This window comes from Streptomyces sp. URMC 127, assembly GCF_051386535.1.
GTDB lineage: Bacteria > Actinomycetota > Actinomycetes > Streptomycetales > Streptomycetaceae > Streptomyces.
This window is the reverse complement of record NZ_JBPQTW010000012.1, coordinates 1-25,732: the sequence shown is the minus strand read 5'-3', so window position 1 is coordinate 25,732 and position 25,732 is coordinate 1. Positions and strand designations below refer to the sequence as shown.

The 25,732-nt window shown below is 74.0% G+C and carries 20 protein-coding genes, 2 tRNA genes and 1 pseudogene; 19 read left to right on the top strand and 4 right to left on the bottom strand.

Annotation, left to right across the window (positions count from 1 at the left end; translation table 11 throughout):
* Positions 1-106 precede the first annotated feature (106 nt).
* On the top strand, positions 107-1,150 hold the full coding sequence (locus ACSNOH_RS05200; RefSeq protein WP_436719986.1) for a hypothetical protein: 1,044 nt from the start codon (positions 107-109) through the stop codon (positions 1,148-1,150).
* A 163-nt stretch (positions 1,151-1,313) separates the two neighbouring features.
* Here the strand turns inward: ACSNOH_RS05200 and ACSNOH_RS05195 are convergent, their stop codons facing one another.
* A complete protein-coding gene (locus ACSNOH_RS05195; RefSeq protein WP_436719985.1) occupies positions 1,314-2,420 on the bottom strand; it encodes a M48 family metallopeptidase in 1,107 nt (368 codons plus the stop codon).
* 77 nt (positions 2,421-2,497) lie between these two features.
* Between ACSNOH_RS05195 and ACSNOH_RS05190 the strand changes: the two genes are divergently transcribed.
* From ACSNOH_RS05190 to phsA, 9 genes and pseudogenes are all read left to right on the top strand, one after another.
* Complete coding sequence (locus ACSNOH_RS05190; protein ID WP_436719984.1) at positions 2,498-2,665, top strand: hypothetical protein; 168 nt, start codon at positions 2,498-2,500, stop codon at positions 2,663-2,665.
* A gap of 105 nt (positions 2,666-2,770) precedes the next feature.
* Positions 2,771-2,944, top strand: coding sequence for a hypothetical protein (locus tag ACSNOH_RS05185; RefSeq protein WP_436719983.1), 174 nt, complete (start codon positions 2,771-2,773; stop codon positions 2,942-2,944).
* Positions 2,945-2,999: 55 nt separating this feature from the next.
* Positions 3,000-3,605 carry a nicotinate-nucleotide adenylyltransferase gene (gene nadD, locus ACSNOH_RS05180; RefSeq protein WP_436719982.1) on the top strand — a complete coding sequence of 202 codons (606 nt, stop codon included), beginning with the start codon at positions 3,000-3,002 and terminating at the stop codon, positions 3,603-3,605.
* A gap of 31 nt (positions 3,606-3,636) precedes the next feature.
* Positions 3,637-5,337 carry an LCP family protein gene (locus tag ACSNOH_RS05175; RefSeq protein ID WP_436719981.1) on the top strand — a complete coding sequence of 567 codons (1,701 nt, stop codon included), beginning with the start codon at positions 3,637-3,639 and terminating at the stop codon, positions 5,335-5,337.
* A 128-nt stretch (positions 5,338-5,465) separates the two neighbouring features.
* Positions 5,466-5,912 carry a ribosome silencing factor gene (gene rsfS / locus ACSNOH_RS05170; RefSeq protein WP_436719980.1) on the top strand — a complete coding sequence of 149 codons (447 nt, stop codon included), beginning with the start codon at positions 5,466-5,468 and terminating at the stop codon, positions 5,910-5,912.
* A 6-nt stretch (positions 5,913-5,918) separates the two neighbouring features.
* A complete protein-coding gene (locus ACSNOH_RS05165; RefSeq protein ID WP_436720016.1) occupies positions 5,919-6,575 on the top strand; it encodes a histidine phosphatase family protein in 657 nt (218 codons plus the stop codon).
* Between the two features lie 113 nt (positions 6,576-6,688).
* A tRNA-Ala gene (locus tag ACSNOH_RS05160) sits at positions 6,689-6,761 on the top strand.
* A gap of 123 nt (positions 6,762-6,884) precedes the next feature.
* Positions 6,885-7,118 carry a hypothetical protein gene (locus tag ACSNOH_RS05155; RefSeq protein ID WP_030366518.1) on the top strand — a complete coding sequence of 78 codons (234 nt, stop codon included), beginning with the start codon at positions 6,885-6,887 and terminating at the stop codon, positions 7,116-7,118.
* Positions 7,119-7,194: 76 nt separating this feature from the next.
* A pseudogene (gene phsA, locus ACSNOH_RS05150) lies at positions 7,195-8,967 on the top strand (O-aminophenol oxidase PhsA); the annotation flags it as partial.
* Here phsA and ACSNOH_RS05145 read toward each other — a convergent pair.
* Complete coding sequence (locus tag ACSNOH_RS05145; RefSeq protein WP_436719979.1) at positions 8,933-10,282, bottom strand: glycosyltransferase 87 family protein; 1,350 nt, start codon at positions 10,280-10,282, stop codon at positions 8,933-8,935. The pseudogene phsA and the gene ACSNOH_RS05145 overlap by 35 nt on opposite strands.
* A 227-nt stretch (positions 10,283-10,509) precedes the next feature.
* Here ACSNOH_RS05145 and ACSNOH_RS05140 point away from each other — a divergent pair.
* Positions 10,510-10,582 (top strand) — tRNA-Ala (locus ACSNOH_RS05140).
* A 50-nt stretch (positions 10,583-10,632) separates the two neighbouring features.
* Here the strand turns inward: ACSNOH_RS05140 and ACSNOH_RS05135 are convergent.
* Positions 10,633-12,216, bottom strand: a complete 1,584-nt coding sequence (locus ACSNOH_RS05135) for an NADH-ubiquinone oxidoreductase-F iron-sulfur binding region domain-containing protein (protein ID WP_436719978.1) — start codon at positions 12,214-12,216, stop codon at positions 10,633-10,635.
* Positions 12,217-12,598: 382 nt separating this feature from the next.
* Between ACSNOH_RS05135 and ACSNOH_RS05130 the strand changes: the two genes are divergently transcribed.
* The 7 genes from ACSNOH_RS05130 to ACSNOH_RS05100 all read left to right on the top strand — a co-directional run bounded on the left by ACSNOH_RS05130 (position 12,599) and on the right by ACSNOH_RS05100 (position 24,109).
* On the top strand, positions 12,599-14,563 hold the full coding sequence (locus ACSNOH_RS05130; protein WP_436719977.1) for a S53 family peptidase: 1,965 nt from the start codon (positions 12,599-12,601) through the stop codon (positions 14,561-14,563).
* A 296-nt stretch (positions 14,564-14,859) separates the two neighbouring features.
* Positions 14,860-17,748 (top strand): leucine--tRNA ligase, encoded by a 2,889-nt coding sequence (locus ACSNOH_RS05125; protein WP_436719976.1) that lies wholly within the window; start codon positions 14,860-14,862, stop codon positions 17,746-17,748.
* A gap of 128 nt (positions 17,749-17,876) precedes the next feature.
* Positions 17,877-18,629, top strand: a complete 753-nt coding sequence (locus ACSNOH_RS05120; RefSeq protein ID WP_436719975.1) for a hypothetical protein — start codon at positions 17,877-17,879, stop codon at positions 18,627-18,629.
* A 134-nt stretch (positions 18,630-18,763) separates the two neighbouring features.
* A complete protein-coding gene (locus ACSNOH_RS05115; protein ID WP_436719974.1) occupies positions 18,764-19,609 on the top strand; it encodes a DegV family protein in 846 nt (281 codons plus the stop codon).
* Between the two features lie 232 nt (positions 19,610-19,841).
* Positions 19,842-20,633 carry a ComEA family DNA-binding protein gene (locus ACSNOH_RS05110; RefSeq protein ID WP_436719973.1) on the top strand — a complete coding sequence of 264 codons (792 nt, stop codon included), beginning with the start codon at positions 19,842-19,844 and terminating at the stop codon, positions 20,631-20,633.
* Positions 20,634-20,668: 35 nt separating this feature from the next.
* Complete coding sequence (locus ACSNOH_RS05105; RefSeq protein WP_436719972.1) at positions 20,669-23,230, top strand: ComEC/Rec2 family competence protein; 2,562 nt, start codon at positions 20,669-20,671, stop codon at positions 23,228-23,230.
* Positions 23,231-23,299: 69 nt separating this feature from the next.
* Positions 23,300-24,109, top strand: a complete 810-nt coding sequence (locus tag ACSNOH_RS05100; RefSeq protein WP_436719971.1) for an arylamine N-acetyltransferase family protein — start codon at positions 23,300-23,302, stop codon at positions 24,107-24,109.
* A gap of 19 nt (positions 24,110-24,128) precedes the next feature.
* Here ACSNOH_RS05100 and ACSNOH_RS05095 read toward each other — a convergent pair whose 3' ends face one another.
* On the bottom strand, positions 24,129-24,401 hold the full coding sequence (locus ACSNOH_RS05095) for a hypothetical protein (RefSeq protein WP_436719970.1): 273 nt from the start codon (positions 24,399-24,401) through the stop codon (positions 24,129-24,131).
* Between the two features lie 72 nt (positions 24,402-24,473).
* Here ACSNOH_RS05095 and holA point away from each other — a divergent pair, with 72 nt between their 5' ends.
* Positions 24,474-25,460, top strand: a complete 987-nt coding sequence (gene holA / locus ACSNOH_RS05090; RefSeq protein ID WP_436719969.1) for a DNA polymerase III subunit delta — start codon at positions 24,474-24,476, stop codon at positions 25,458-25,460.
* Positions 25,461-25,732 lie beyond the last annotated feature (272 nt).

Below are 25,732 nucleotides of genomic sequence, written 5' to 3'. Positions count from 1 at the left end.
GCACGGATGCGGGTGTACCCGGCATCCGCACGCCCTCCGGAATTTCTTCGGAACTTGTCGTGTACCAGGGCGTTTACCGAAGCCCCGGCAGACCTACTCTTGATGTATGGACGGGCCTGGAGACCCACCTGAGGGCACGCCCGAGGGTGTCCCGGCAGGTGGGGACGACGAGTACCGATCCGTCGTCTTCGACGAATCGTTCGTCCGGGCTGCCCGCCTCCAGGAGCTCTCCGCCAGCGAGCGCATGGGCGACCACGCGCTCGCCGTGCGCACCCGGCACGTGTGGTCCCGCGTCAGCACCTCCCGGCAGGTCCTCGTCCTGGTGATCCTCATAGCCCTGGCCTTCGGCACGGCCGTCTACATGGGACTGCGCCACCCGTACAAGGACCCGGTCGTGCCCGCCGCCGAGCCGATGCGCGCCATGCTCGTGCCGCTCGCCCCCAAGGACCCGGTGCCCGGCGGCAGCGCCCAGGAGCTCTTCGACCGCAGTCCCGCCGCGCGGTTCCGGCTCGGCACCGAGGGCGTGAACCTGCCCCCCGCGCGCAGCACCCAGCACTTCTCCGAGAGCCAGGTGATGGCGGCCCTCGCCGCCGCCAAGGAGTACACGGTCAAGTCGGCCCTCGACCCGGCCGTGCTCACCGGAGGCTCCCAGCGCACCGTTAGGCTCCTGCTGGACCCCGCCCAACTCGACCAGTTCGACCGGAGCTTCGACCGGCCCGCGAACGACGGGCGGCACGCGGCCACGGCCTGGCTGGTGCGCTTCGACCCGGCGCAGGTCGCCCTCGTGGACACGCCCGTACGGACGCGGGGCGTCTTCCGCGTCTCCGAGACCGGTCCGGCGACGCTGGAGGTCTCCGCCGACCACACCTTCGTCTACGCCCTCCGCCCGGCGGCCGGGCCCCAGGACGCGTCGCTGTTCACCGTGCGGCGCGAGGTGCGGTTCCGGTTCGACCGGGACGGGCTGCAGGAGCACCACCTGATCGTGGTGCAGAGCTATCTGCAGGCCGGGCCGCAGTCCTGCTCGGCCGACGACGAGGCGTACCTGCGGCCGCTCCTGGCCGGCCAGAAACCGGACGGGTCCGTGCCGGGCACGGACCCGTACAGCACGGATCCGGCGGTGGGCGCGGTTTGCGGTGCCCTGGCGCATTGAGCCGTTGGGCTCACCCATGGTTCGGCACCGCCGGAAGGGTCGTCGACGGCTGAGCACCGTTGCGGCGGCAAAAAACCTGCTGGGCCCAGCAACTTCCTTCCGCCGCGACGGCGTGCAACCCCCACCGGGGATTCCGGCGGTGCCGTGCGGCCTCTGGTGCGGCCTACGGCTCCTTGGGGCCCTCCGAAGGGCCGTCCTTCGGGGAACCGTTCCCCGCGTTCCCGGGGCGGCCCGTGAACGCGTCCCGCAGGCGGCCGCCGAGATCGCCCGCGCCGCCGGCGATGTCCCGGACCAGGCCCATCAGGGGATCCTTGCTGGCCTTCACCGACTCCGCGTAGTGGTTCGCCGACTCCCGGAAGGAGTCGGTCACCGACGCGTCCTTGTCCTCGCCGCGCCGCGGGTAGTGCCCGTCCATGATCCGCTGGAAGTCCCGGCTCCCGGCCCACTTCTTCAGCTCCGCCGCCCGCACGGTCGTGAACGGGTGGCTGCGCGGCAGCATGTTCATGATCTTGAGGACGGAGTCGCGCAGGTCCCCGCCCGCCTCGTACTCCTCGGCCTGCGCGAGGAACGCGTCCACGTTCATCTCGTGCAGGTGGTTGCCGCCCGCGATCTTCATCAGGCCGCGCATCGAGGCCTGTACGTCCTGGCCGGCCAGCAGCCCCGCCCGGTCGGCGGACAGCTCCGACTTGCGGAACCACTCCCGCAGCGCCGTCACGAGCGCCATGATCGCGACATTGCCCAGCGGGATCCAGGCGACCTTGACGGCGAAGTTCGTCAGGAACAGCAGGATGGTGCGGTAGACGGCGTGCCCGGAGAGGGCGTGCCCCACCTCGTGGCCGACGACGGCCCGCATCTCCTCCTCGTCGAGCAGCTCGACCAGGCCCGTGGTGACGACGATGACCGGCTCGTCCAGGCCGATGCACATGGCGTTCGGCTGCGGATCCTGCGTGACGTACATCGGCGGGACCTTCGGCAGGTCCAGGATGTAGCAGGCGTCCAGGAGCATCGTGTGCAGGTGCTGGAACTGCTGCTCGCTCACGCGCACCGAGTCCGACAGGAACATCAGGCGCAGGCCGCGCTCGGGCAGCAGCCCGCTCAGCGTCTTGAAGACCGTGTCGAAGCCGCTCAGCTTGCGCAGCGCCACGAGGGCGGAGCGGTCCGCCGGGTGCTCGTAGGCGCGGGACGAGATGTCCGGGAAGCGCTTGCGCTGCCGGCCGGGCAGCCGCTCCCCGGGAGCGGCGCCGTTGCTGCCGTTGCTGCTGTCACTCATCGAGACCCCCTCGGCGGCGTACGCACCTTCCGGACCCCACCCTAGGCGCTGCCACCGGCAGGGCTACCGTTGGAGGCATGTCCCCTCTGCATGCATTCGCGGCCCGGCCCGGCGTCACCGAGCTCCTCGCCGTCTCCAAGGGCGACACGGGCCCCGGCCCGGTCCTCCGCACGGTGCTCATCGTCGGCGTGGTCGGGATCGTCTTCCTGGCCTGGTTCCTGCTGCGCGGCTACAAGAAGGACTGACGCCGCGCCACGAGGCGTGGAGTCGGCGTGAGCCCGGCCGGGGCCCCCGCATACGATGTGGCAGAAGTCTCTGCCCGCTACCGTCCCGGATAGGTCCTGCCGACGATGACTGCCTCCTCTGGTTTCGCCTCAGCGCACACCGCCCTCGCCACCCTCGCCTCCGAGGGCGAGCACGTCGACACGCACCCGAGCATCAGCCCGTTCATGACCGGCGGCGCCGCCCTGGTCATCCTGCTGCTCCTGCTGTGGGTCACCACCCGCTTCAACCGCGACCGCTGAGCGACCCGGTCCCTGGGGATCCGGCGTCCGGCCGCGCCCAGTAGGGTCTGCACGCATGGGAGAGCAGACAGGGCCCGTGAAGCGGCGGCTCGGCGTGATGGGCGGGACCTTCGACCCGATCCACCACGGCCACCTGGTCGCCGCGAGCGAGGTGGCCGCGCGTTTCCACCTGGACGAGGTGGTCTTCGTACCGACGGGGCAGCCGTGGCAGAAGAGCCACCGCGAGGTGTCGCCGGCGGAGGACCGCTATCTGATGACGGTGATCGCCACGGCGTCGAACCCGCAGTTCTCGGTCAGCCGGATCGACATCGACCGCGGCGGCCCGACCTACACCACGGACACGCTCCGTGAGCTGGCCGCGCTCAACGACGACTCGGACCTGTTCTTCATCACGGGCGCCGACGCGCTGGCGCAGATCCTCACCTGGCGGGACACGGAGGAGCTGTTCTCCCTGGCCCACTTCATCGGCGTGACCCGGCCCGGCCACATACTGGCCAACCCCGGGCTGCCGGAGGGCGGGGTCTCCCTCGTCGAGGTGCCCGCCCTCGCGATCTCCTCGTCCGACTGCCGGGCGCGCGTGGCGCAGGGCGACCCGGTCTGGTATCTGGTCCCCGACGGTGTCGTGCGCTACATCAACAAGCGCAAGCTCTACCGGCACTGAGGCACGGACCGAGGGGTACCGAGGGGAACCGGTGAACGACCGACAGGACCCGTACGCACAGCAGCCGCAGGTGTACGGCTACGACGCCTACGGGCAGCCGGTGTACAGCCCGGACGCGCCGGAGCGGGTCTACGACCCGTACGGTCAGCCGCTGCAGCAGGGGTCCTCCTCGCCGCAGGAGCCCGCGCACGGGGCCCAGGGCGGCGGGTACGGCGGCTACGGCGGGTACGACGCGGCGGCCGGCTACGACCCGTACGGCATGCCCCAGCAGGGTTCCCCTCAGCAGCAGTACGTACCGCAGCCCGTTCAGCCTCCTGAGCAGCAGGTCCAGGAGCAGGTCCAGCCGCAGTGGATCCCGCGGCAGGCGGGTCCGCCGTACGCCGAGGAGGCGCACGGCGCCCGCGAGCCGGAAGCGCAGGCTGCGCAAGGCGCGCCCCGCGGGGCCGGGCCCCAGGAGCCGTCGGCCGGCCGGCCGGGCCCCGCGGCGGCGGACTACCGCACGGAGCAGTTCTCGTTCATCGAGGAGCCCGACGAGGACTCCGAGGACGTCATCGACTGGCTGAAGTTCAGCGAGAGCCGCACCGAGCGGCGCGACGAGCGCAAGCGCAAGGGCCGCAACAGGATCGTGGCGCTCTCCGTGGCCCTCGTCCTCGCCCTGGGCGGCGTCGCGGCCTACCTGTTCCTGAGCGGCGCCGACGACAAGAAGGGCGCGGCCGCGTCCGGCGGCGGCCAGAAGCGCGACGTGATCGTCCTGCACCTGCGGCAGACCCGCGGCGGCGGCTCCTCCACGGCCCTGCTGGTGGACAACGAGACCGCCGGGAAGGGCACCACGCTCCTCCTGCCGAACACCCTGGCCGTCGCCAAGGAGGGCGGCGCGGGCTCCACCACGCTCGGCAAGTCCGTCCAGGACGACGGCACCGGCGCGACCCGTGACGCCCTGAACACGCTGCTGGGCTCCGACATCAAGGGCAGCTGGCGGCTGGACACCCCCTACCTGGAGAACCTGGTCGAGCTCGTCGGCGGCATCGAGGCCGACACGGACACGGACGTCCCCGGCGAGAAGCAGGGCGACGGCCCGGTCGTCCGCCGCGGCACCGCGCAGAGCCTGAGCGGCCGCATGGCGGTGGCCTACGCCACCTACCGGGGGCCCGGTGAGGACGAGGGCAAGCAGCTCGCCCGCTTCGGCGGGGTGATGCAGGCGGTGCTGAAGAAGCTCCCGGCCGACAGCGCCGCGGCGACCCGCACCGTGGAGACGCTGGCCCAGATCCCCGACCCGTCGCTGTCCACCGAGCAGCTCGGCGCCTCCCTGGCGCACCTCGCGGCGCTGGCCAAGAAGGGCTCGTACGCCACCGCCGTGCTGCCCGTGCAGCAGGACGGCACCCTCGGCGAGAAGGCCACCGGCGGGCTCGTCAAGGAGGTCCTGGGCGGCACGGTGCGCAACACCGACCCGAACGCGGCGCCCCGCGTGAGCGTGAAGAACGCCACAGGCGGCAAGGGCGCGGCGACCTCCGCGCAGATCACCCTGGTCAACAGCGGCTACAGCGTGATCGACGGCGGCACGGCGAGCGCCGCGGAGGGCGCCTCCGCGGTGCTCTACGCGGACGAGAAGCGGGCCGCGCAGGCCAGGGAGGTCGCCAAGACCCTGGGGCTGCCCGCGGGCGCCGTGAAGCAGGCCAAGGAGGCCGGCACGGCCGACGTCACCGTGGTCCTGGGCAAGGACTACAAGGGCTGACCCGGCCGGCTCGCCCCCGCGCCCGCCGGCAGGGGCGGGGGCGGCCGCCGTAAATGCCCAGGAGGGTCACCGGTGGGTCGTGAGACCCTTGATGGGTACCTGACCCCCTTCGACCGAAAGCATGGCTTGTGACCGCCACGGATCGCTCCATCGAGCTCATCAAGGCCGCCTCCCAGGCGGCCGCCGACAAGCTCGCGCACGACATCATCGCGTACGACGTCAGCGACGTGCTGTCGATCACCGACGCCTTCCTGCTGGCCTCGGCCCCCAACGACCGCCAGGTCAAGTCGATCGTCGACGAGATCGAGGAGCGGCTCCTCAAGGACCTCGGCGCCAAGCCCGTGCGCCGCGAGGGCGACCGCGACGCCCGCTGGGTGCTGCTGGACTACGTCGACATCGTCGTCCACGTGCAGCACAGCGAGGAGCGCGTCTACTACGCCCTGGAGCGGCTGTGGAAGGACTGCCCGGAGATCGAGCTGCCCGCCGACGCCGCCGCCACCCGCGGCAAGGGCGAGGAGCACGCGCGCGCCCAGGCCGCGGAGGGCGGCGAGGTCACGGGCGACGCGGGGCGGTGAGCTGAGCTGACCAGCGCCAAGAGCGGCGGCCGCGGCCGCCGCATCGTCCTGTGGCGGCACGGCCAGACCCCCTGGAACCTGGAGCGCCGCTTCCAGGGCTCCACGGACATCGAGCTGACCGGCACCGGCGTCGCCCAGGCGCGCCGGGCCGCCCGGCTGCTCGCCGGGCTCCGGCCGGACGCGATCATCGCCTCGGACCTCAAGCGGGCCGCGGCCACCGCCGCGGAGCTCGCCGCGGTCACCGGCCTGCCGGTCAGCCACCACGCCGAGCTGCGCGAGACGTACGCGGGCGTGTGGCAGGGCCTCACGCACGACGAGATCATCGCGCGGTACGGCGAGGAGTACGCGGCGTGGAAGCGCGGCGAGCCGGTGCGGCGCGGCGGCGGCGAGCTGGAGACCGAGGTCGCCGACCGGGCCGCCCCGGTCGTCCTGGAGCAGGCCGCGAAGCTGCCCGAGGACGGCACGCTCGTCGTCGTCAGCCACGGCGGCACCATCCGCACCACCATCGGCCGGCTGCTCCAGCTGGAGTCCCGCTCGTGGGAGGCGCTGGGCGGCCTCACCAACTGCTGCTGGTCCGTGCTGGGCGAGGGCGCGCGCGGCTGGCGCCTGCTGGAGCACAACGCCGGGACGCTCCCCGAGCCGGTCCTCGGCGACGACGACTGAGCTCCTGCCGGGGGCGTCCGGGGCCCGGATTTCACATCCGGGCAGGTGGCAGGCTAAAGTTCTTCTTGTTCGCGGGGAACGCCGGGGGAAACGCCGGAAGACCTGAGGACAGCGGGGCTATAGCTCAGTTGGTAGAGCGCCTGCATGGCATGCAGGAGGTCAGGAGTTCAATTCTCCTTAGCTCCACAGTTCGAATGATCCCGTCTCCGGTGCCGGAGGCGGGATCATTTGCTTTACCGGCACATTCCCGTGGCAGAATCCGGCTGTCGGGAGCGGAGGACGGGCCGAAGGGGAGGGAACGGCTGACCCATGGGTGCTCACAGCCGGAAGTGCGACTGGTGCGGCAGCGGCACGCCCATCGTCCGCGACATGGAACCGCTCAACTCGGCCTACCAGTACTGGTGCGTGGAGTGCGCACGGGCGCTGATCATAAAAGGCGACCCCATCGAGACCTACCGCGAGCTGGAGGGCGAGCCGATCTACGGCCGGCTGCTCGACGAGCACTGCGCCCTGAAGCGCTTCTACTCCTTCGCGACGGCCTGACGGGGCGGACCGGCCCCCTCCGTATCTTCCGCCGTACGCTGCGGCAACCTGCCGCGGCACGGGCGCGTCCTGAGGGGTGAAGCTGCCGCCGGGAACGGCCGGCGGCACGGGGGAAGCATGCGGAGGACACCGCGTGACCGAAACAGTCGTCAGCCCGTCCGGCGCCGGAGAGGGCTCCGAAGCGCCCGTTGCCGAACTCACACCCTTCCTCGACGCCCTGCGCGTCCCGCCGGTGCTCCGGCCCGGCCGGACCGAAGCGCTCCACGGCATCGAGATCGAGCAGACCACCACCTGGGTCCGGCTGCACTCGCAACTGCCGCCCACCCGCGTATGGGCCTACGAGGGCCACGTCCCGGGGCCGACCATCGAGGTGCCGCGCGGCCGCCGGCTGCGCATCACCTGGAGCAACCGCCTCACCGGCCCCCACCCGGTGACCGCCGTGGAGGCCGCGCAGGCGCCCGGCGCACCCGTGCCCGACACCCTGCCCGGCCGCGGCGGCGCCGCGCCCCTGGCGGACGTCGCCGCGCTGCCCCCGTGGACCGTCACCCACCTGCACGGCGCGCCCACCGGCGGCGGCAACGACGGCTGGTCGGAGAACGCCGTCGCGCCCGGCGACAGCCAGCTCTCCGAATACCCCAACGACCACCGCGCGGTCGCCTGGTGGTACCACGACCACGCCATGGACATCACCCGCTGGAACGTCTTCGCGGGCCTGGCGGGGATGTACCTCGTCCGGGACGCCGAGGAGGCCGCCCTGCACCTGCCCTCGGGCCGGCACGAGATCCCGCTGATCATCCAGGACCGCAACCTCGACACCGACCCGGACGGCAAGCTGACCGGCCGGCTCCTCCACAAGACGGTGATCGTCGGCAAGGACGCGCAGGGAAAGAACGTCACCCGGTCCTTCAACGGCCCGTACACCCTTGTCAACGGCGTCATCTGGCCGCACCTGGACGTCACGGCGCGGTGGTACCGCTTCCGGCTGCTCAACGCCTCCAACGCCCGCACCTTCGCCCTGCGCCTGGTGGACGCGGAGACCGGCGCGCCGGTGCGGGGCGCGGCCTGGCAGATCGGCACGGACGGCGGGCTGCTGCCGCGCCCGCTGCCCCTGGACGGGCCGCTGTCCGTGGCGCCCGCCGAGCGGATGGACCTGCTCATCGACTTCGGCCTGCTGCGGGGCCGCCGCGCCCGCCTGGTCAACGAGGCGCCCGGGGTCGCGTATCCGCAGGTCATGGAGTTCCGGGTGGCGGACGAGGAGGTGGCCGACCCGTTCGTGCTGCCGCCGGTGATCTCCAGCTCCTTCGAGCGGATCACGCACGACACGGCGCCCGCGCACGAGCACCGGCTGATCGCGCTCGTCCCGCCGGGCACGGCCGGGAACGCCCACCCGGGCATGTGGGAGATGCGCAAGGCCGAGCCGGGGGAGGTGCCCGCTCCGGGCGAGGGCGTGATCCAGGTCAAGGGCGCGGACGGCAAGGTGCGGACCTACGTCAGGGGCGCGCAGACCTTCGACGACGCGCTGGGCTTCATGGTCACCTACGACGCCTGGGAGCAGTGGAGCTTCCTCAACCTGGGCGGCCCCACGCACCCCATGCACATCCACCTGATCGACTTTCAGGTGCTGAGCCGGGACCGCTACCCGGCGGGCGCGGGGAGCCCCTTCGACCCGGCCCTGGGCGGCACGCGCTCGCCGCTGGAGTACGCGGGGCCGGCGCCGGTGTCCGACGGTGACGCGGGCTGGAAGGACGTGATCCAGGTGCCCGCGGGGCAGATGGTGAACGTGATCGGCCGCTTCCGCGGTGCGCGCGGCCGGTTCATGTACCACTGCCACCTGCTGGAGCACGAGGACATGGGGATGATGCGTCCGTTCGTGGTGATGCCGGGTGAGGTACTGAAGTTCCACCACGGCGAGCACGGCGGCCACGGCCACGGCGGTCACTCCGGGCACTCGGGCTGACGCTTCCGCCGGTGCCCGCGGCCCGCCGGGCGGCCAGGGTAAGGAAGGCCGCCCCGGCCGCCGGGTAGCCCGCGTCGGCGAGCATCTGGCCGCCGCTCTGGCGGAGTTCGGGCCGCTCCTCGGGGCTGTGCGGGACGCGCCACAGCACGTACGAGCAGAAGAGCACGGCGGCCGCCGCGGTCCCGGCCCACCAGGCGGGAGCGCGGCGCTCGGCCGCCTCGCGGACGAGCAGCAGCCCGGCCGGCACGCACCACACCCAGTGGTGCGACCACGAGACGGGGCTGACGAGCAGCGCGGTGGCCGCGCAGGAGAGCGCGCCCCAGGCTGCGCCCCGCGGCCCGGCCCGCTGGGTGCGTACGGCCACGGCCACGCCGAGGACGGTGACGGCGGCCGCCGCGACCGCCCACCACGGGCCGGGGTCGCCGGTGTGCAGCAGCCGCGCGAGGACGCCGCGCAGCGACTGGTTGGCGGTGTCCTCGGCGTGGCCCACCCGGTCGGCGGCGAAGACGGCGGCGGTCCAGAAGCGGTACGAGTCGTGCGGCAGGGCCAGTGCGGCGAGGGCCGCCGTGCCGCCGAAGGCGGCGGTGGCGACGGCCGCCCGGCGCAGCCACGGCCCGCCGTCCGCCCGGCGGGCCAGGCCCGTGGCGGCGAGGTGGACGACGAACAGGGCGGGGGTGAGCTTGATGCCCGTGGCCAGGCCGGTGCCGAGGCCCGCCCAGCGGTGCCCGGCCGGCCGCGTCAGGTCCCACAGCACCAGGACGGCGACGAGGAGGTTGACCTGGCCGTTGCGCAGGGTCTGCCAGACGGGCTCGCACCAGACGCACAGGGCGGCGGCGGTGAGGGCCACGGCGGCCCGCGGGCGGCCGTCGACGAGCCGGACGGAGAGGTGGGCGAGGGCGAGCAGCAGGCCGAGGTTGGCGAGCTCGGTGAGGACGCGCAGGACGGTCGTGCCGGGCAGGGTGAGGGCGGTGAACAGGAGCGCCGCGAAGGGCGGGTAGGTGGCGGGCAGGCCGCGGTGGGTGGCGCGCATCGCGTAGAGGTCGCCGCCGGTGCGGACGGTCCAGCCTTCGGCGCGGTAGACGAGGACGTCGGTGGAGGCGACGTGGGAGGCCCGCTGCGCGAGGAGGAAGAGGCAGAAGGAGACCAGACAGCCCGCGGCGGCGGCCAGGGTGCTGCGGCGGCCGGGGCGGCCGGGCCAGGCTGTCACGTGGAGCGCTCCGGTTCCGCGGGTGACAAAACAGACGAGCCAGAAGGACAGGTGTGCGACAAATCGGGCCAATAGGGGGCGATGTTATCCCATTCGCCCGGTTTCCCGGGGCTGCCGGACAGCCGATTTGGCAGGTGGCGGGGGTGTCCGTGTAATGTTGTCGATGTCGCCGGGGGGAACCGGAAAGGGCAGAAGCCCGAAGCGGAAACCCGGGTGGCACTCAGCAAGGGGCTATAGCTCAGTTGGTAGAGCGCCTGCATGGCATGCAGGAGGTCAGGAGTTCAATTCTCCTTAGCTCCACAGGAGATGAGCGGGTCGTCCGGAAACGGACGGCCCGCTTCTTCGTATGCTCAGCGCTCCGTGCGCTCTGGGCGCTCCCTGTCGAGGTGCTCCTTGCCGAGGTGCACCTTGTCGAGTCTCAGGGCCAGCGCCGGGCAGCGCCGCACGGCCCGCTGCGCCCGTCCCCGCAGGTGGTCGGGCACACCGGCGTCCGCGAGCGAGGGGTAGCCGTCCGGCCCCGTCCGTACGAGCTGCGGCAGCAGGTCCGCGCACAGCCCGTGCCCCTCGCACAGCGTCCAGTCCACCGCCAGCCGCTCCACACGCCGCGGGCCGGGCAGGCCGCCGCCGCCCGCACCGGCGTCCGCCCCGGCCGTCGCGGGCAGCGGGAGCAGCCCGGCCGTGGGCCGCCCGCAGCCGCCGTTCAGGACGTGCGCCGCAAGGTCGTCGGTGAACACCGACAGCGCGCTCAGGACGAACCGCGCCGCCCCGTCCGGATGCCCGCATGACCCGCGCCCGCGCACCGCCGCAGCCGCCTCCCGCACGCGCTCCAGGGCGCTCCGGCCGGCCCCCGCCGTCACGTCCGCGAGCGCCGCGGCCAGCGCCGGCAGCCCCGACCGGCACGGCCCGCACTGCCCGGCGGACTCGGCGGCCAGCCAGTGCGCGGCCCGTACGGTCTCGCCCAGCGGGCAGGTGTCCGCGGGCAGCGCCAGCACGGCGCCCACCCCGAGGACCCCGCCGCAGTCCGCGAGGCTCTCGTGCGAGACCCGGGCCCGGGCCGCCGCCGGCGCGTCCAGCCACGCACCGTGGCAGCCGCCCGTCAGCACCCCCTGCAGGGCGGCAGTGGCGCCGCACACCTTCAGCACGTACGCGAGCGGCACCCCGCCCGGCACCTCCACGACCTGCGGCTCGGGCACCGCGCCCGAGACGGTCAGCAGCAGGGTGCCCGGCTCGCCCGGGGCGCCCGTGGCCGCGTAGCCCTCGGCCCCCAGGCGGGCGGCGAGGGCGAGTTGAGCGAACGTCTCGGCGTTGGACAGCAGCGTCGGCGCCCCGCCCAGGCCCTCGCGCGAGGCCCGGTCGTGCCGCCCCGGCGGCAGCGGGAGCCCGCCGTCGGCGGCCCGCAGCAGCGCCGAGGACTCGCCCGACACCAGCCGCTCGGGCAGCCGCACCACCCGGGCGTGCACGGCCGAGCGGCGCCGGCCGGCCAGCCCGCGCTCGGCCAGCGCCTCCCGCACCGAGGCCTCGGCCGCCGCCCGGGTCACCCCGACGACCACCGAGCCCGCGCCGAGGGCCGCCGCGGTCATCAGGGCCCCGTCCAGCACCAGGTGCGGGGCCCGCGCGAGCAGGACCGCGTCCTTCCGGCTGGCCGGGTCGCCCTCGCAGCCGTTGACCACCACGGCGGGGCGCGCGCCGCGCCGCTGCGCCACCCCGGCCACCGCCCGCAGCTTGCGCGCGAAGGGGAAGCCCGCGCCGCCCCGGCCGCGCAGCGCGACCGCCTCCGCCAGGGCCGTCAGCTGCGCCTCGGTGTGCTGGGGCAGCGAGCCGTGCACCGACAGGTGGGCGCTGCGGTCGAGCCGGGCCGCCCGGTCCAGCCCGGCCAGCAGGCGCGGGCGGCCGAGCGCGAGCACCGCCGGCTGCTCGGGGAGCGCGGGGCTCACCGGGCCCGGCCCGGAGCGACGGCGTCACCGGTGCGGTCGGGGGAGGGGAGCGGAGGGAGCAGGTGTAGGAGGCCCATGGCACGGCACGGTAGGGAGCCCACCGGCGGCGTGCGGTCCGCTTCACGCAACCCCGGTACGAGGGGCCTCACCACTGCTAACGTCGGGTCTTTTGCGCGTGCCGGTCCCTGCGGCGCCTCCTTGATCTCTTCTTGACGAACTCATGCCCCACGGTTGAGCAGTTCGCCGAAAGAGTGACGCCGTGTGGGCGTGCTCATGCCAGTGCTCATGCCAGTGCTCAGGTCGGTGCTCGTGTCAGTGCTCGTGTCAGTGGTCATGTCAGTGCGCCCGCGGTATTGCGACCACTCGTTTCGCAGGGGGTTCCATGAGATCAAGCCGCACCCGCGTGCGCGCAGGACTGGCCCTGGCGGCAGCGCTGCCGCTGGCCGCCGGGGCGCTCGCGCTCGGCACGCCCACCGCCCTGGCGGCCCAGCCCGGGCCGCACGACCGGCAGGCGCTGGCGGGCACCAAGCCGCTGTGGGCGACGCCCTCGGCCGACCGCGGCACGGCCGACGCGTCGGAGAAGGTCACCGCCCGCGTCTACCTCGCCGGCCGGGACGCCAAGGGCCTCGCCGCCCTCGCCCGGGCCGTCTCCGACCCGTCGTCCGCCTCGTACGGCAAGTACCTGACGGCGCGCCAGGCGAAGGAACGTTTCGGGGCGACGAAGGAGCAGATAGCCGGGGTCACCGGCTGGCTGACGTCCTCCGGCCTGAAGGTGACCGGCACCAACGACCACTACGTCAGCGTCACCGGTGACGCCGCCGCGGCCCGCAAGGCCTTCGGCACCGAGCTGCACCGCTACGTCAAGGACGGCCGCACCTACCACGCGCCCTCCGCCACGGCCTCCGTGCCCGCCTCCCTCGGCGGCGCCGTCCTGACCGTCGTGGGCCTTGACGACGCCCCGCGCCTGGCCAGGCACCGCGACACCCTCCCCGGCCCGTCGGCCGCCTTCCGCAACGCCGGCCCGTTCTCCACCTACTACGGCTCGAACGTGAACGAGAGCCTGCCGTCCGCGTACGGCTCCCACGCGCCGTACGCGATCAAGGGCTACACGGGCAAGCAGCTGCGCGCCGCGTACGGGGCGAAGAACTTCACCGGCAAGGGCGTCACGATCGCCATCACCGACGCGTACGCCTCCCCGACCATCGCCCAGGACATCCAGCAGTACGCGAAGCGCAACGGCGACAAGAGCTGGCGCAAGGGCCAGTACTCCCAGGTGCTGCCCGCCGGCTGGACGCACACCGGCGAGAAGGAGTGCGACGCGGCGGGCTGGTACGGCGAGCAGACCCTCGACATCGAGGCCGCCCACGCCGTCGCCCCGGACGCCGGCATCGTCTACGTCGCCGGCGCGTCCTGCCAGGACGACGACCTGATCGACGCCCTGCACAAGATCGTCGACGGGCGGCTCGCGGACATCGTCTCCAACTCCTGGGGCGACGTCGAGGCCAACGAGACCCCGGACGTGGCCGCCGCCTACGACCAGGTCTTCCAGACCGGCGCGGTCGAGGGCATCGGCTTCTACTTCTCCTCCGGCGACGACGGCGACAACGTCGCCAAGCACGGCACGAAGCAGGTCGACACGCCCGCCAACTCCCCGTGGGTCACCTCCGTCGGCGGCACCTCGCTCGCCGTCGGCAAGGGCGACAAGTACTTGTGGGAGACCGGCTGGGGAACCCACAAGGCGGAGCTCTCCAAGGACGGCCTGAGCTGGGAGAACCCGGTCTTCACGGGCGGCGCCGGAGGCGGCACCAGCAAGATCCACCAGCAGCCGTTCTACCAGCGCGGCGTCGTCCCCGACGCCCTCGCCAAGGCGAACGGCAGCACGCCCATGCGCGTCGGACCCGACATCGCGGCCGTCGCCGACTCCGGCACGGGCTTCCTCGTCGGCCAGACCCAGACCTTCCCCGACGGCTCGGTGAAGTACGACGAGTACCGCATCGGCGGCACCTCGCTCGCCGCCCCCGTGATCGCCGGCGTCCAGGCGCTCGCCCAGCAGGCCCGCCACGGCGTGCCCATCGGCTTCGCCAACCCCGCCATCTACGACCGCTACGGCACCGCCGCCTACCACGACGTCACCGACCACCCGCTCGGCAAGGGGCAGGGCATCGGCGTCGTCCGCGTCGACTACAAGAACGGCGTGGACGCCAAGGACGGCCTGGTCACCAGCCTGCGCAGCCTCGGCGGCGACAGCTCCCTCACGGCCGTCCCGGGCTACGACGACGTCACGGGGGTGGGCACGCCGGGGGAGACGTATGTGACGTCGTACGTGCCGGGACACCGCGCCCCGTAGGGGCGCGGGGAACTGCGCGAGCAACCACGGACGGCCCGCACGCACCGGACGGAGCGCACCCGGCACGGCGTTCGGGCCGGGGGGAAGGCCCCGCACCTCGATGCGGGGCCTTCGGCCCCTGCGGTAACCTGGCCACATGCGTGCCGTACGCCTTCTGCTTAGCGGGCCGCGCTGATCAGTACCGACCGGTCACCACGGTCGGCATCGGCGCGGCGTCCCCTCCTGTGCGAGGGGATTTTTCATTTCCGCAGGTGCCGCAGGTAGAGACGACGACGATCGATGGAGCTTTGAGGACGATGAGCGAGACCAACACCGCCGCCGAGGTGGCTGCCCCGCACCGCTACACGGCCGCGCTGGCCGCCGACATCGAGGCACGCTGGCAGGACGTCTGGGACGCCGAGGGCACGTACGACGCGCCCAACCCCTCCGGTGACCTGGCGGGCGACCCCGCGGTCGTGGCGCGCCCCGAGAAGTTCATCATGGACATGTTCCCGTACCCCTCGGGTGCGGGCCTGCACGTCGGCCACCCCCTCGGCTACATCGCCACCGACGTCTACGCGCGCTATCACCGCATGACCGGCCACAACGTCCTGCACACCCTGGGCTTCGACGCCTTCGGCCTGCCCGCCGAGCAGTACGCCGTGCAGACCGGCACCCACCCGCGGGTCTCCACCGAGGCCAACATCGTCAACATGAAGGCGCAGCTGCGCCGCCTGGGCCTGGGCCACGACAAGCGCCGCTCCTTCGCCACGATCGACCCGGCCTACTACAAGTGGACCCAGTGGATCTTCCTGCAGATCTTCAACTCCTGGTACGACGAGGAGGCGAAGAAGGCCCGCCCGATCGCCGAGCTGATCGAGCAGTTCGAGAGCGGGCAGCGCGAGGTGCCGGGCACGCGCGCGTGGAGCGAGCTGACCGCCGCCGAGCGCTCGGACGTCCTGGGTGAGTACCGCCTGGCCTACGCCTCCGACGCGCCCGTCAACTGGTGCCCCGGCCTGGGCACCGTGCTGGCCAACGAGGAGGTCACTGCCGACGGCCGCTCCGAGCGCGGCAACTTCCCCGTCTTCAAGTCCAAGCTGCGCCAGTGGAACATGCGGATCACCGCGTACGCGGACCGCCTGCTGGAGGACCTGGACGCCCTGGACTGGCCCGAGGCCATCAAGCTCCAGCAGCGCAACTGGATCGGCCGCAGCGTCGGCGCCCGCGTCGACTTCGCCGTCGACGGGCACGAGGACGCCAAGGTCACCGTCTTCACCACCCGCCAGGACACCCTCTTCGGCGCCACCTACCTGGTCGTCGCGCCCGAGCACCCGCTGGTCACCGAGAACGGCACCCACCACTCGGTCATCCCGGCCGCCTGGCCCGAGGGCACGCACGGGGACTGGACCGGCGGGCACGCCACCCCGGCCGAGGCCGTCGCCGCCTACCGCAAGGAGGCCGCCGCCAAGTCCGACGTCGAGCGGCAGGCCGACGCCAAGGAGAAGACCGGCGTCTTCACCGGCGTCCACGCGATCAACCCGGTCAGCGGCGAGAAGCTGCCCGTCTTCACCGCCGACTACGTCCTGATGGGCTACGGCACCGGCGCGATCATGGCCGTCCCCGCGCACGACAGCCGCGACTTCGCCTTCGCGCGCGCCTTCGACCTGCCGATGCGCTGCGTCGTGCAGCCCTCCGACGACCGCGGCACCGACCCGGCCGCCTGGGCCGAGTCCTTCGACTCCTACGACGCCGAGATCATCAACTCGGCCGGGGAGGGCATCTCCCTGGACGGCCTGGTCGTCAGCGAGGCGAAGACCCGCATGGCCGAGTGGCTGACCGAGCAGGGCATCGGCGAGGCCACCGTCAACTACCGCCTGCGCGACTGGCTCTTCAGCCGCCAGCGCTACTGGGGCGAGCCCTTCCCGATCGTCTACGACGAGCAGGGCGTCGCCCACGCGCTGCCCGAGTCGATGCTGCCGCTGGAGCTGCCCGAGGTCGAGGACTACTCGCCGCGCACCTTCGAGCCCGACGACGCCGACACCGAGCCCGAGACCCCGCTCTCCCGCAACGAGGAGTGGGTCAACGTCACGCTCGACCTGGGCGACGGCCCCAAGCGCTACCGCCGCGAGACCAACACCATGCCCAACTGGGCGGGCTCCTGCTGGTACGAGCTGCGCTACCTCGACCCGCACAACGGCGAGCAGCTGGTCTCCCCCGAGGCCGAGCAGTACTGGATGGGCCCGCGCGAGGGCAAGCCGCACGGCGGCGTCGACCTGTACGTCGGCGGTGCCGAGCACGCCGTGCTCCACCTGCTGTACGCCCGCTTCTGGTCCAAGATCCTCTTCGACCTGGGCCACGTCTCCTCGGCCGAGCCGTTCCACAAGCTCTACAACCAGGGCATGATCCAGGCGTACGCGTACACCGACGCGCGCGGCGTCTACGTCCCGGCCGCCGAGGTCGAGGAGCGCGACGGCAAGTTCTTCCACAACGGGGAGCCGGTCAAGCGCGAGTACGGCAAGATGGGCAAGTCCCTGAAGAACGCCGTCACTCCTGACGAGATGTGCGCCACGTACGGCGCGGACACGCTGCGCCTGTACGAGATGGCGATGGGCCCCCTGGACGTCTCCCGCCCGTGGGACACCCGCGCCGTCGTCGGCCAGTACCGCCTGCTGCAGCGCCTGTGGCGCAACGTCGTCGACGAGGCCACCGGCGAGGTCACCGTCGTGGACGCCGAGGCCGACGAGGCGACGCTGCGCGCCCTGCACAAGGCGGTCGACGGCGTCGGCCAGGACCTGGCGAACCTGCGCTTCAACACCGCCATCGCCAAGATCACCGAGCTGAACAACCACGTGACCAAGCTGCGCGAGGTCCCGCGCTCCGTGGCCGAGGCCATGGTGCTGCTGATCGCGCCGCTGGCCCCGCACATCGCCGAGGAGCTGTGGCACAAGCTGGGCCGCTCCGGCTCCGTGGTCCACGCGGACTTCCCCGTCGCCGACCCCGCCTACCTGGTCGACGAGGCCGTGACCTGCGTCGTCCAGATCAAGGGCAAGGTCAAGGCGCGGCTGGAGGTCCCGCCGTCCATCTCCGACGAGGAGCTGGAGAAGACGGCGCTGGCCGACCCGGCGGTCGTCGCGGCGCTCGGCGGCGCCGGCATCCGCAAGGTCATCGTGCGGGCGCCGAAGCTGGTGAACATCGTCCCGGCGTAGGGTCCGGCCACTGAGGGTTCTTCCCTACGGGCAGGTTGGGGGTTCGTTCGGAACCCGCGGCCTGCCCGTGCCGTTTACGGTGGAGGGGGAGCGCGACCGCCGTTCCCCACACCGTCCCGAGGAGCGTCATGGAAGCCGTGGCCGTGATCGTCGCACTGATCTTCGCGGTCCTCGTCGCGCTGGCGGTGGTCGCCACGGTCAGGACGGTCCGCGCGGTCAAGCGCGGCGTGGACCGCACGGTCCACCAGGCGCGGCGCACCGTCGAGGACACCCGCCTGAGGGCCCGGCAGTTCGCCCAGCCCGGCGCGGCCGGGGAGGTCGCCCAGCTGCGCCTGTCGCTGCGCACGTCGATGCGCGCCACGCAGGACGCCCTGCAGGCCGCCGCCCCCGAGGACCCCTCGCTCTCCGAGGCGCTCGCCCTCTTCCAGCGCCTGAGCGCCCACGGCCACGAGCTGGACGACGAGCTCAAGCGGCTGGAGACCGAGCCGGACAAGGCCCGGATCGCGGCCCGCCTGCCGGAGCTCCGCGAGCGCACGGCCCGCGTCAAGGACTCGGCGGATTCGCTGCGCTTCGCCGCCCAGGACCGCGCCCGCCGCTTCGCCGAGGACGACCTGGAGACGCTGAGCGGCCAGATCCGCATGGAGGCGGGGGCGCTGCGGCACTGGAGCGACGAGGGGATGGACGGCGAGGGGATGAGCGGCGAGGCCGCGGGTGCTTCCGGTGCGGGTGCTTCCGGTGCGGGTGCCGCCGGTGCGGGTGCTGCGGCCGGGGAGCGGCCGGAGCGGCCGGAGCCGCAGGCGATCACCGGGCGGGACCGGGACGCGTGGCGCGCGCCGGGCTATTCGTGGCAGAAGACGAGCCGGCCGGAGCGCGCGGGCTGACCGGCAAGCGTCAGGGAACGGGCCGCACGAGGTCTACCTCATGCGGGCCCCGGCTGTCCGGCCGTCCCGCAGGATGATCACCTGTACGGGGCCCGTACTGCCGTCGGAGCGCCCCTGCGGGTAACCTCCGGAACATGTCCCGCCATGTCGCTGTCATTACCGATTCAACGGCCTATCTGCCGCAGCGGGCGATGGAGCGGCACAGCATCACCGCCGTACCGCTCACCGTCGTGCTGGGGGACGAGGCGCTCGAAGAGGGCACCGAGGTCTCGGCCCGCTGCGTGGCCCAGGCGCTGCAGAAGCGCAGGCCGGTGACGACGTCGCGGCCCGGCCCCGAGGTCTTCGCGGCGGCTTATCGCTCGGCCGCCGAGGCCGGGGCGCGGGGGATCGTTTCGCTGCACCTGTCGTCGGAGTTCTCCGGCACGTACGACGCGGCGGTCCTCGCGGCGCGCGAGGCGGAGGTGCCGGTACGGGTCGTGGACACGGGCATGGTGGCCATGGCTCTTGGTTTCTGTGCGCTGGCGGCCGCCGAGGCGGTGGACGCGGGCGGCACCCTCGACGAGGCGGTGGCCGCCGCGGAGAAGCGCGCGCAGGGCACGGCGGCGTTCTTCTACGTCGACACCCTGGACTACCTCCGGCGGGGCGGCCGGATCGGCGCGGCCCAGGCGCTGCTGGGCTCGGCGCTGGCCGTGAAGCCCCTGCTGCAGCTGGAGGGCGGCCGGATCGAGCTGCGGGAGAAGGTGCGGACGGCGTCCAAGGCCATCGCGCGGCTGGAGGAGATCGCGGTGGAGCGCGCGGGCGCGGCGCGGGTCGACATCGCCGTCCACCACTTGGCCGCGCCGGACCGCGCGACGGACCTGGCCGACCGCCTCCGTGACCGCCTCCCGGCACTGGAGGAACTGCACGTCAGCGAGGTAGGCGCAGTAATCGGCGCCCACACGGGCCCGGGGCTGCTGGGCGTGGTGGTGGCGCCGAAGTAGGGGGTACTCCTTCCGCCGCGGCGGTGATCGGCCACGATGGCGAGGGTCCGGCGGGATTGATGGGCGCGGGATGCGAGACCCGGCCGACTGTCGCCGCGCCGGTGCTTCCCCCCGGCGGGTGACGAAGTTATCCACAACTGCGCGGTTATCCACGGGAGTCGGCCCCTCCGAGCGGGATCACGGTAATCGCCCTACCGTCTTGCGCATGTCGGATCGCATGTCGGATCGCGTGATGGATCGCGTGTCGGGGCGCCTTTCGCCCCCGGGGCCCAACAGCCGCCCCCAGGGCGGCACTTGGCGGCTCGCCATGCGGGAGCGCCTGCCTCTGTGGCTGCAACTGCGGTGCGGCATCGAGCCGAAGACGCTCGCCGCACTGGCGGTCGTCCTGATGGCGGCGTGCGCCTTCGCGGCGTACCACTTCCTGGCGGGGCGCCCCCAGACCGTCCGGGTTCCCGCGCGGGACGCGTCGGCGGAGGCGTCGGCGGTGGTGACGCCCCCGCTGCCGGTCGCGCCGTCCCCGGCCCCGTCCCGTACGGGCGGCGGCGCCGTGGTCGTGGACGTGGCGGGCAAGGTCCGCAGGCCCGGGGTGCTGCGCCTGCCGCCGGGTTCGCGGGTGGCCGACGCGCTGGCCGCGGCCGGGGGCGCCCGCCCCGGCGCGGACACGACGGGGCTCAACAGGGCGCGCGTGCTCGTGGACGGGGAGCAGATCGTGGTGGGCGCCCCGGCGGGCCGCCCGGGCGGTCCGGGCGGTTCACCGGCACCGGCACCGGCACCGGCACCGCCGCCGGCACCGGGCGCGGCCGCCGCAGCCGGTGGAGGCCCCGCGCCGGGCGGCCCGGTGAGCCTGAACTCCGCGACGGCCGAACAACTGGACGCGCTCCCGGGCGTCGGCCCCGTCCTGGCCCGGCACATCGTGGACTACCGCACGCAGCACGGCGGTTTCCGCTCCGTCGAAGAGCTCCGCAAGGTCAACGGCATCGGCAGCCGCCGCTTCGCCGACCTCCGTCCCTTGGTACAGCCGTGAGGCCGCCGGCGCCCGGGCACCCGGGCAACGGTCCGGTGACCGTACGGCCGGCAGGCCAGGCAGGTCAGGCAGGCCAGGCCGAAGCTCGCCGTTCCGCGGCCGCCCGCCCCCAGGCGCAGATTCCAGCAGCGACGCCCGATGTCGGCAGAGGGGAGCCCGCCACGGCTCCCCCGGGCCCGGTCCGGGAAGAGGGCCCGCCCGACCTGCGGCTGCTCGCGCCCGCGCTCGCGGCGTGGGCCGCGGCGGCCGTCGCCCTCACGGCAACCGGCTGGGCGGTGGCCCTGGGAGCGGGCACCGGAGCCGTGGCGGCCGGGGCGCTGCTGGCCTTCTTCGGGAAGCGCCACCCCGCCGCGGGCCGCGGAATCGCCGTCGCCCTCGCCGCCGTCCTGCTGTGCGCCGTGGCCGGCGCGGCGGTGGCCGCCCTGCGGGGCGCGGACTCCCGCCGCGGGCCGCTGCCCGCCCTGGCCCGCCGGCATGCCGAAGCCGTGGTCGAGGCGACGGTCACGGCCGACCCGAGAGCCGCGCGTCCGCACGTGCGGGGCGCAGCCCGGGCGGCCCCCGCCGCCGTGGTGGAGGCGGAGGCGGTCAGGGTGACGGCGGGCGGCGTGACGACCGCTGTCCGTACGCCCGTGCTGCTGATCGTGCCGCCTTCGTGGCTCGGGTTGCTGCCGTCCACCCGGGTGCGGGCGGAGGGCCGTCTCGCGGTGCCGTCCGGGGCGGGAGGCCCCGGCCCGTTGCCCGCCGCGGTGCTGCGGGTCGGCGGCCGGGAGCCGCCCCGGGTCACCGGCGGCCCGAGCGCGGTGCAGCGCGTCGCCGGCCGGTTCCGCGCGGGCCTGCGGGCGGCCACGGACGGGCTGCCCCCGGATCCCCGGGCGCTGCTGCCCGGACTCGTGGTCGGGGACACCTCGCGGGTGCCGGCCGACCTCGACGAAGCGTTCCGGGCGACGGGGATGACGCATCTGCTGGCCGTCTCGGGCAGCAACCTCGCGATCCTGCTCGCCGTGCTCGTCGGGCCGCCGCACTTGGCCGCCCGGGCCGAGCGCCGCGGCCTCGCGGCGCGGCTGGGGGTGCCGCTGCGGGCGACGGCGGTGCTCGGCGCGGGGCTCGTGCTGGGCTTCGTCGTGGTGTGCCGGCCCGACCCGAGCGTGCTGCGCGCGGCCGCCTGCGGACTGGTGCTGATGCTCGCGCTCGGCACGGGCCGCCGCCGCGGCCTGCTGCCCGCCCTCGCGGCGGCGGTCCTGCTGCTCGTCCTCTACGACCCCTGGCTCGCCCGCAGCCCCGGCTTCCTCCTCTCGGTGCTGGCGACCGGCGCCCTGCTGACCCTGGCGCCGCGCTGGAGCGCGGCCCTGCAGCGGCGCGGGGTGCCGCCGCGCGTGGCCGAGGCCCTGGCGGCGGCCGCCGCCGCGGAGGCGGCCTGCGCGCCGGTGATCGCCGTGCTGGCCGAGCGGGTGAGCCTGGTGGCGGTGCCCTGCAACCTCCTGGCGGAGGCGGCCGTCGCACCCGCCACGGTGCTCGGCTTCGCCGCGCTCGCGGTGTCGCCCGTGGCCCCGCCCGCCGCCGAGTGGCTCGCCCGGCTCGCGTCCTGGCCCGCCTCCTGGGCCGCCGGGGTGGCCCGTACGGGCGCGGACCTGCCGGGAGCGGAGCTGGCCTGGCCGGGCGGCTGGACGGGCGGTCTGCTGCTCGCCGCGGCCGTGGCCGCCGCCGTGCTCGCGGGCCGCCGGCTGCTCGGCAGCCCCTGGGGCTGCGCGGCCTGCGCGCTGCTGCTGCTCGTCGCGGTCGTCCGCCCGGCGCCCCTGAACCGCGCGGTGACGGGCTGGCCGCCGCCCGGCTGGCGGCTCGCGGTCTGCGACGTGGGGCAGGGGGACGCGCTGGTCCTCGCGGCGGGCGAGGGGAGCGCGGTCGTCGTGGACGCGGGGCCGGAGCCCCGTGCGGTGGACCGGTGCCTGAGCGCGCTCGGCGTCGAGCGGATCCCGCTCGTCCTGCTGAGCCACTTCCACGCCGACCACGTCGACGGGCTGCCCGGAGTGCTGCGCGGCCGGGCGGTCGGGGGCATCCAGACGACGCCGTTCGCCGAGCCCGCGGGCCAGGCCGCGTTCGTCCGCCGCGAGGCCGGCCGTGCGCACGTCCCCGTGACGGAGGCCGCGGCGGGGGAGCGGCGCCGCCTGGGCGAGCTGGAATGGGAGGTGCTCTGGCCGCCTCCGGCCGGGACGTCGGCGGTGGCCGAGGAGGGCCCCAACGATGCCAGCGTCACCCTGCTGGTCCGCAGCGCCGGCCTCACGGCGCTGCTGCTCGGAGACCTGGAACCACCCGCCCAGGAGGCCCTTAGGGAGGCCCGCCCCGAGCTGCGGGCCGTGGACGTGCTCAAGGTCGCCCACCACGGCTCCGCCCACCAGGACCCGCACCTGATACGCACGCTCAGGCCCCGCCTCGCTGTCATCTCGGCCGGCGCCGGCAACCCCTACGGTCACCCCTCGCCCCGCACGCTCGGTGTGCTGCGGCAGCAGGGCGCGGCCGTCCTGCGGACCGACACCGACGGCCCGGTCGCGGTGACCGGCAGTGGGACGGCGGTCACGGCGGTCACCAAGCCAGCGCCCTAGGCCCCCGCGGCTCAGGGCCCGGGACCGCAGTCTGATGACATCACCCATGACTTGAGGGATAACTGACCCATGAACAAGATCATCAGTAGCGCGGAGGCCGACGCCTACCTGGCCCGTATCGGCGTCACCCGTCCGGCCGTGCCCGACCTGGCCGCGCTGCGCGAGCTCCACATCCGCCACCTGCACGCGGTGCCGTTCGAGAACGTCTCGGTCCACCTCGGCGAGGAGATCGTGCTGGAGCCCGCCGCCCTCGTCGCCAAGGTGACGGGCGGGCGGGGCGGCTTCTGCTACGAGCTCAACGGCGCGTTCGCCGCGCTGCTGGACGCCCTGGGCTACGAGGTCACGCTGCTGGCCGCGCGGGTGATGGGGCCCCAGGGGCTGTTCGGCCCGCCCTTCGACCACCTCGCGCTGGAGGTCCGCACGGCGGACAGCGACGAGCCGTGGCTGGTGGACGTCGGGTTCGGCCGCAACAGCCACTACCCGCTGCGGTTCGGCGAGCGGGGCGAGCAGGCCGACCCCGCCGGCCCCTTCCGGCTCGCCGGGACGGCCGACGGCGACCTCGACCTGCTCCGGGAGGGCGAGGTGCAGTACCGCCTCGAACGGCGGCCCCGGGAGCTGGCGGACTTCGAGGGCGGCTGCTGGTGGCACCGCACCTCGCCGAAGTCCCTCTTCACCAAGGCGGTGATCTGCTCCCGGCTCACCCCCTCCGGCCGCGTCACCCTCAGCGACCGCACCCTCGTGACCACCGGCGCGACGGGCCGTCAGGAACTGCCGCTCGGAGAGGAGGAGATCCTGCCCGCCTTCCGCGACCACTTCGGCATCGTGCTCGACCGGGTGCCGCAGGCGCGGCGCACGGCGGAGGAGCAGGGCACGCCGTAGGCGCGGGGCGGGCGGCGGGTCACTCCCGTTCGAGCCAGCCGTCGTACTCCTCGGCCAGCTCGCGCAGGGCGGCGACGTCGAGGTCGCCCTCGGGGGCCTCCAGGACCACCAGCCACTGGGCGTCCTCGGCGTCGTCCTCGCCGGCCAGGGCCTCGCGGACTATCTGAGGGTCGTCGTCCAGCGCGAAGCGCTGCGCGGCCTCCTCGGCCGCCTCCTCCGCGGCATCACGGTCGGGAAGCACCAGGAGGTGTCGTACGGAATCGGTGTCTGAGGAGAGATAAGGGCTGCTCACACCGCACATTGTGCGATATGGCGGACCGGCGCGCGGGGGGAGGTGTCAGTAGCGCGTGGGATGCTGTTCGCGATGGCCAGGAAGACTGCAACCGACGACGTTCTCGCCCCCGTCACGCTCGCCGTGGGACAGGAGGATCTCCTCCTGGACCGCGCGGTCCGGGAGGTGGTCGCGGCCGCCCGCGCCGCCGACGCGGACACCGACGTCCGGGATCTCACCCCCGACGCCCTCCAGCCGGGCACGCTCGCCGAGCTGACCAGCCCGTCGCTCTTCGCCGAGCGCAAGGTCGTGATCGTGCGCAATGCCCAGGATCTCTCGGCGGACACGATCAAGGACGTCAAGGGCTATCTCTCGGCGCCCGCCGAGGAGATCACGCTGGTGCTCCTGCACGCGGGCGGCGCCAAGGGCAAGGGCCTGCTGGACGCGGCGCGCAAGGCCGGGGCGCGGGAGGTCGCCTGCCCCAAGATGACCAAGCCGGCCGACCGGCTGGCCTTCGTGCGGGCCGAGTTCCGCACGGCCGGCCGCTCCGCGTCCCCCGAGGCCTGCCAGGCCCTCGTGGACGCGATCGGCAGCGATCTGCGGGAGCTGGCCAGCGCCTGCGCGCAGCTCGTCGCCGACGTCGACGGCACGATCGACGCCGCCGTCGTGGGGCGGTACTACACGGGCCGCGCCGAGGCCTCCAGCTTCACCGTCGCCGACCGTGCGGTGGAGGGCCGGGCCGCGGAGGCCCTGGAGGCGCTGCGGTGGGCCATGTCCACGGGCGTCGCGCCCGTCCTGATCACCAGCGCCCTGGCGCAGGGCGTCCGCGCCATCGGCAAGCTGGCCTCCGCCCCGCGCGGCGCCCGCCCCGGCGACCTCGCGCGGGACCTCGGCATGCCGCCGTGGAAGATCGACCGGGTCCGGCAGCAGATGCGGGGATGGTCCGCCGACGGCGTCGCGGCGGCGCTCACCGCGATCGCGGAGGCCGACGCCGGCGTCAAGGGCGGCGGGGACGACCCGGAGTACGCCCTGGAGAAGGCGGTGGTCGCGGTGGCCCGCGCGGCCAGAAGCCGAGCCTGACCCCGGTCGCCCGGCGCCCACGGCCACCCCGTAACACCTTCCGGTGCGGGCCCTGGGCTCTCCCGTGGCACCCCCGGAAGCCCCGGACAAGCCTGGCCCGGGAGCGACCCGCAAGCCTGGAGGCGAGGCCTGAGACGGGCCCCGGCCTTCCCCACGCCGCCCCGGGAAGCCCCGGGTCATGCCCGAGCCCCGAGAAAAGCCCGGCCCCGGTAGCGCCCCGCAAGCCCGCAGGCGAAGCCTGTGGCCCCCGGGCCGCCCCGGGACACACCCGG

What these genes read in the sequence shown, in the direction of transcription:
- ACSNOH_RS05200 (WP_436719986.1), top strand. Translation starts at nt 107, where the DNA reads ATGGACGGGCCTGGAGACCCACCTGAGGGCACGCCCGAGGGTGTCCCG.
- ACSNOH_RS05195 (WP_436719985.1), bottom strand. Translation starts at nt 2,420, where the DNA reads ATGAGTGACAGCAGCAACGGCAGCAACGGCGCCGCTCCCGGGGAGCGG.
- ACSNOH_RS05190 (WP_436719984.1), top strand. Translation starts at nt 2,498, where the DNA reads ATGTCCCCTCTGCATGCATTCGCGGCCCGGCCCGGCGTCACCGAGCTC.
- ACSNOH_RS05185 (WP_436719983.1), top strand. Translation starts at nt 2,771, where the DNA reads ATGACTGCCTCCTCTGGTTTCGCCTCAGCGCACACCGCCCTCGCCACC.
- nadD (WP_436719982.1), top strand. Translation starts at nt 3,000, where the DNA reads ATGGGAGAGCAGACAGGGCCCGTGAAGCGGCGGCTCGGCGTGATGGGC.
- ACSNOH_RS05155 (WP_030366518.1), top strand. Translation starts at nt 6,885, where the DNA reads ATGGGTGCTCACAGCCGGAAGTGCGACTGGTGCGGCAGCGGCACGCCC.
- ACSNOH_RS05130 (WP_436719977.1), top strand. Translation starts at nt 12,599, where the DNA reads ATGAGATCAAGCCGCACCCGCGTGCGCGCAGGACTGGCCCTGGCGGCA.
- ACSNOH_RS05125 (WP_436719976.1), top strand. Translation starts at nt 14,860, where the DNA reads ATGAGCGAGACCAACACCGCCGCCGAGGTGGCTGCCCCGCACCGCTAC.
- ACSNOH_RS05120 (WP_436719975.1), top strand. Translation starts at nt 17,877, where the DNA reads ATGGAAGCCGTGGCCGTGATCGTCGCACTGATCTTCGCGGTCCTCGTC.
- ACSNOH_RS05115 (WP_436719974.1), top strand. Translation starts at nt 18,764, where the DNA reads ATGTCCCGCCATGTCGCTGTCATTACCGATTCAACGGCCTATCTGCCG.
- ACSNOH_RS05110 (WP_436719973.1), top strand. Translation starts at nt 19,842, where the DNA reads ATGGATCGCGTGTCGGGGCGCCTTTCGCCCCCGGGGCCCAACAGCCGC.
- ACSNOH_RS05100 (WP_436719971.1), top strand. Translation starts at nt 23,300, where the DNA reads ATGAACAAGATCATCAGTAGCGCGGAGGCCGACGCCTACCTGGCCCGT.
- holA (WP_436719969.1), top strand. Translation starts at nt 24,474, where the DNA reads ATGGCCAGGAAGACTGCAACCGACGACGTTCTCGCCCCCGTCACGCTC.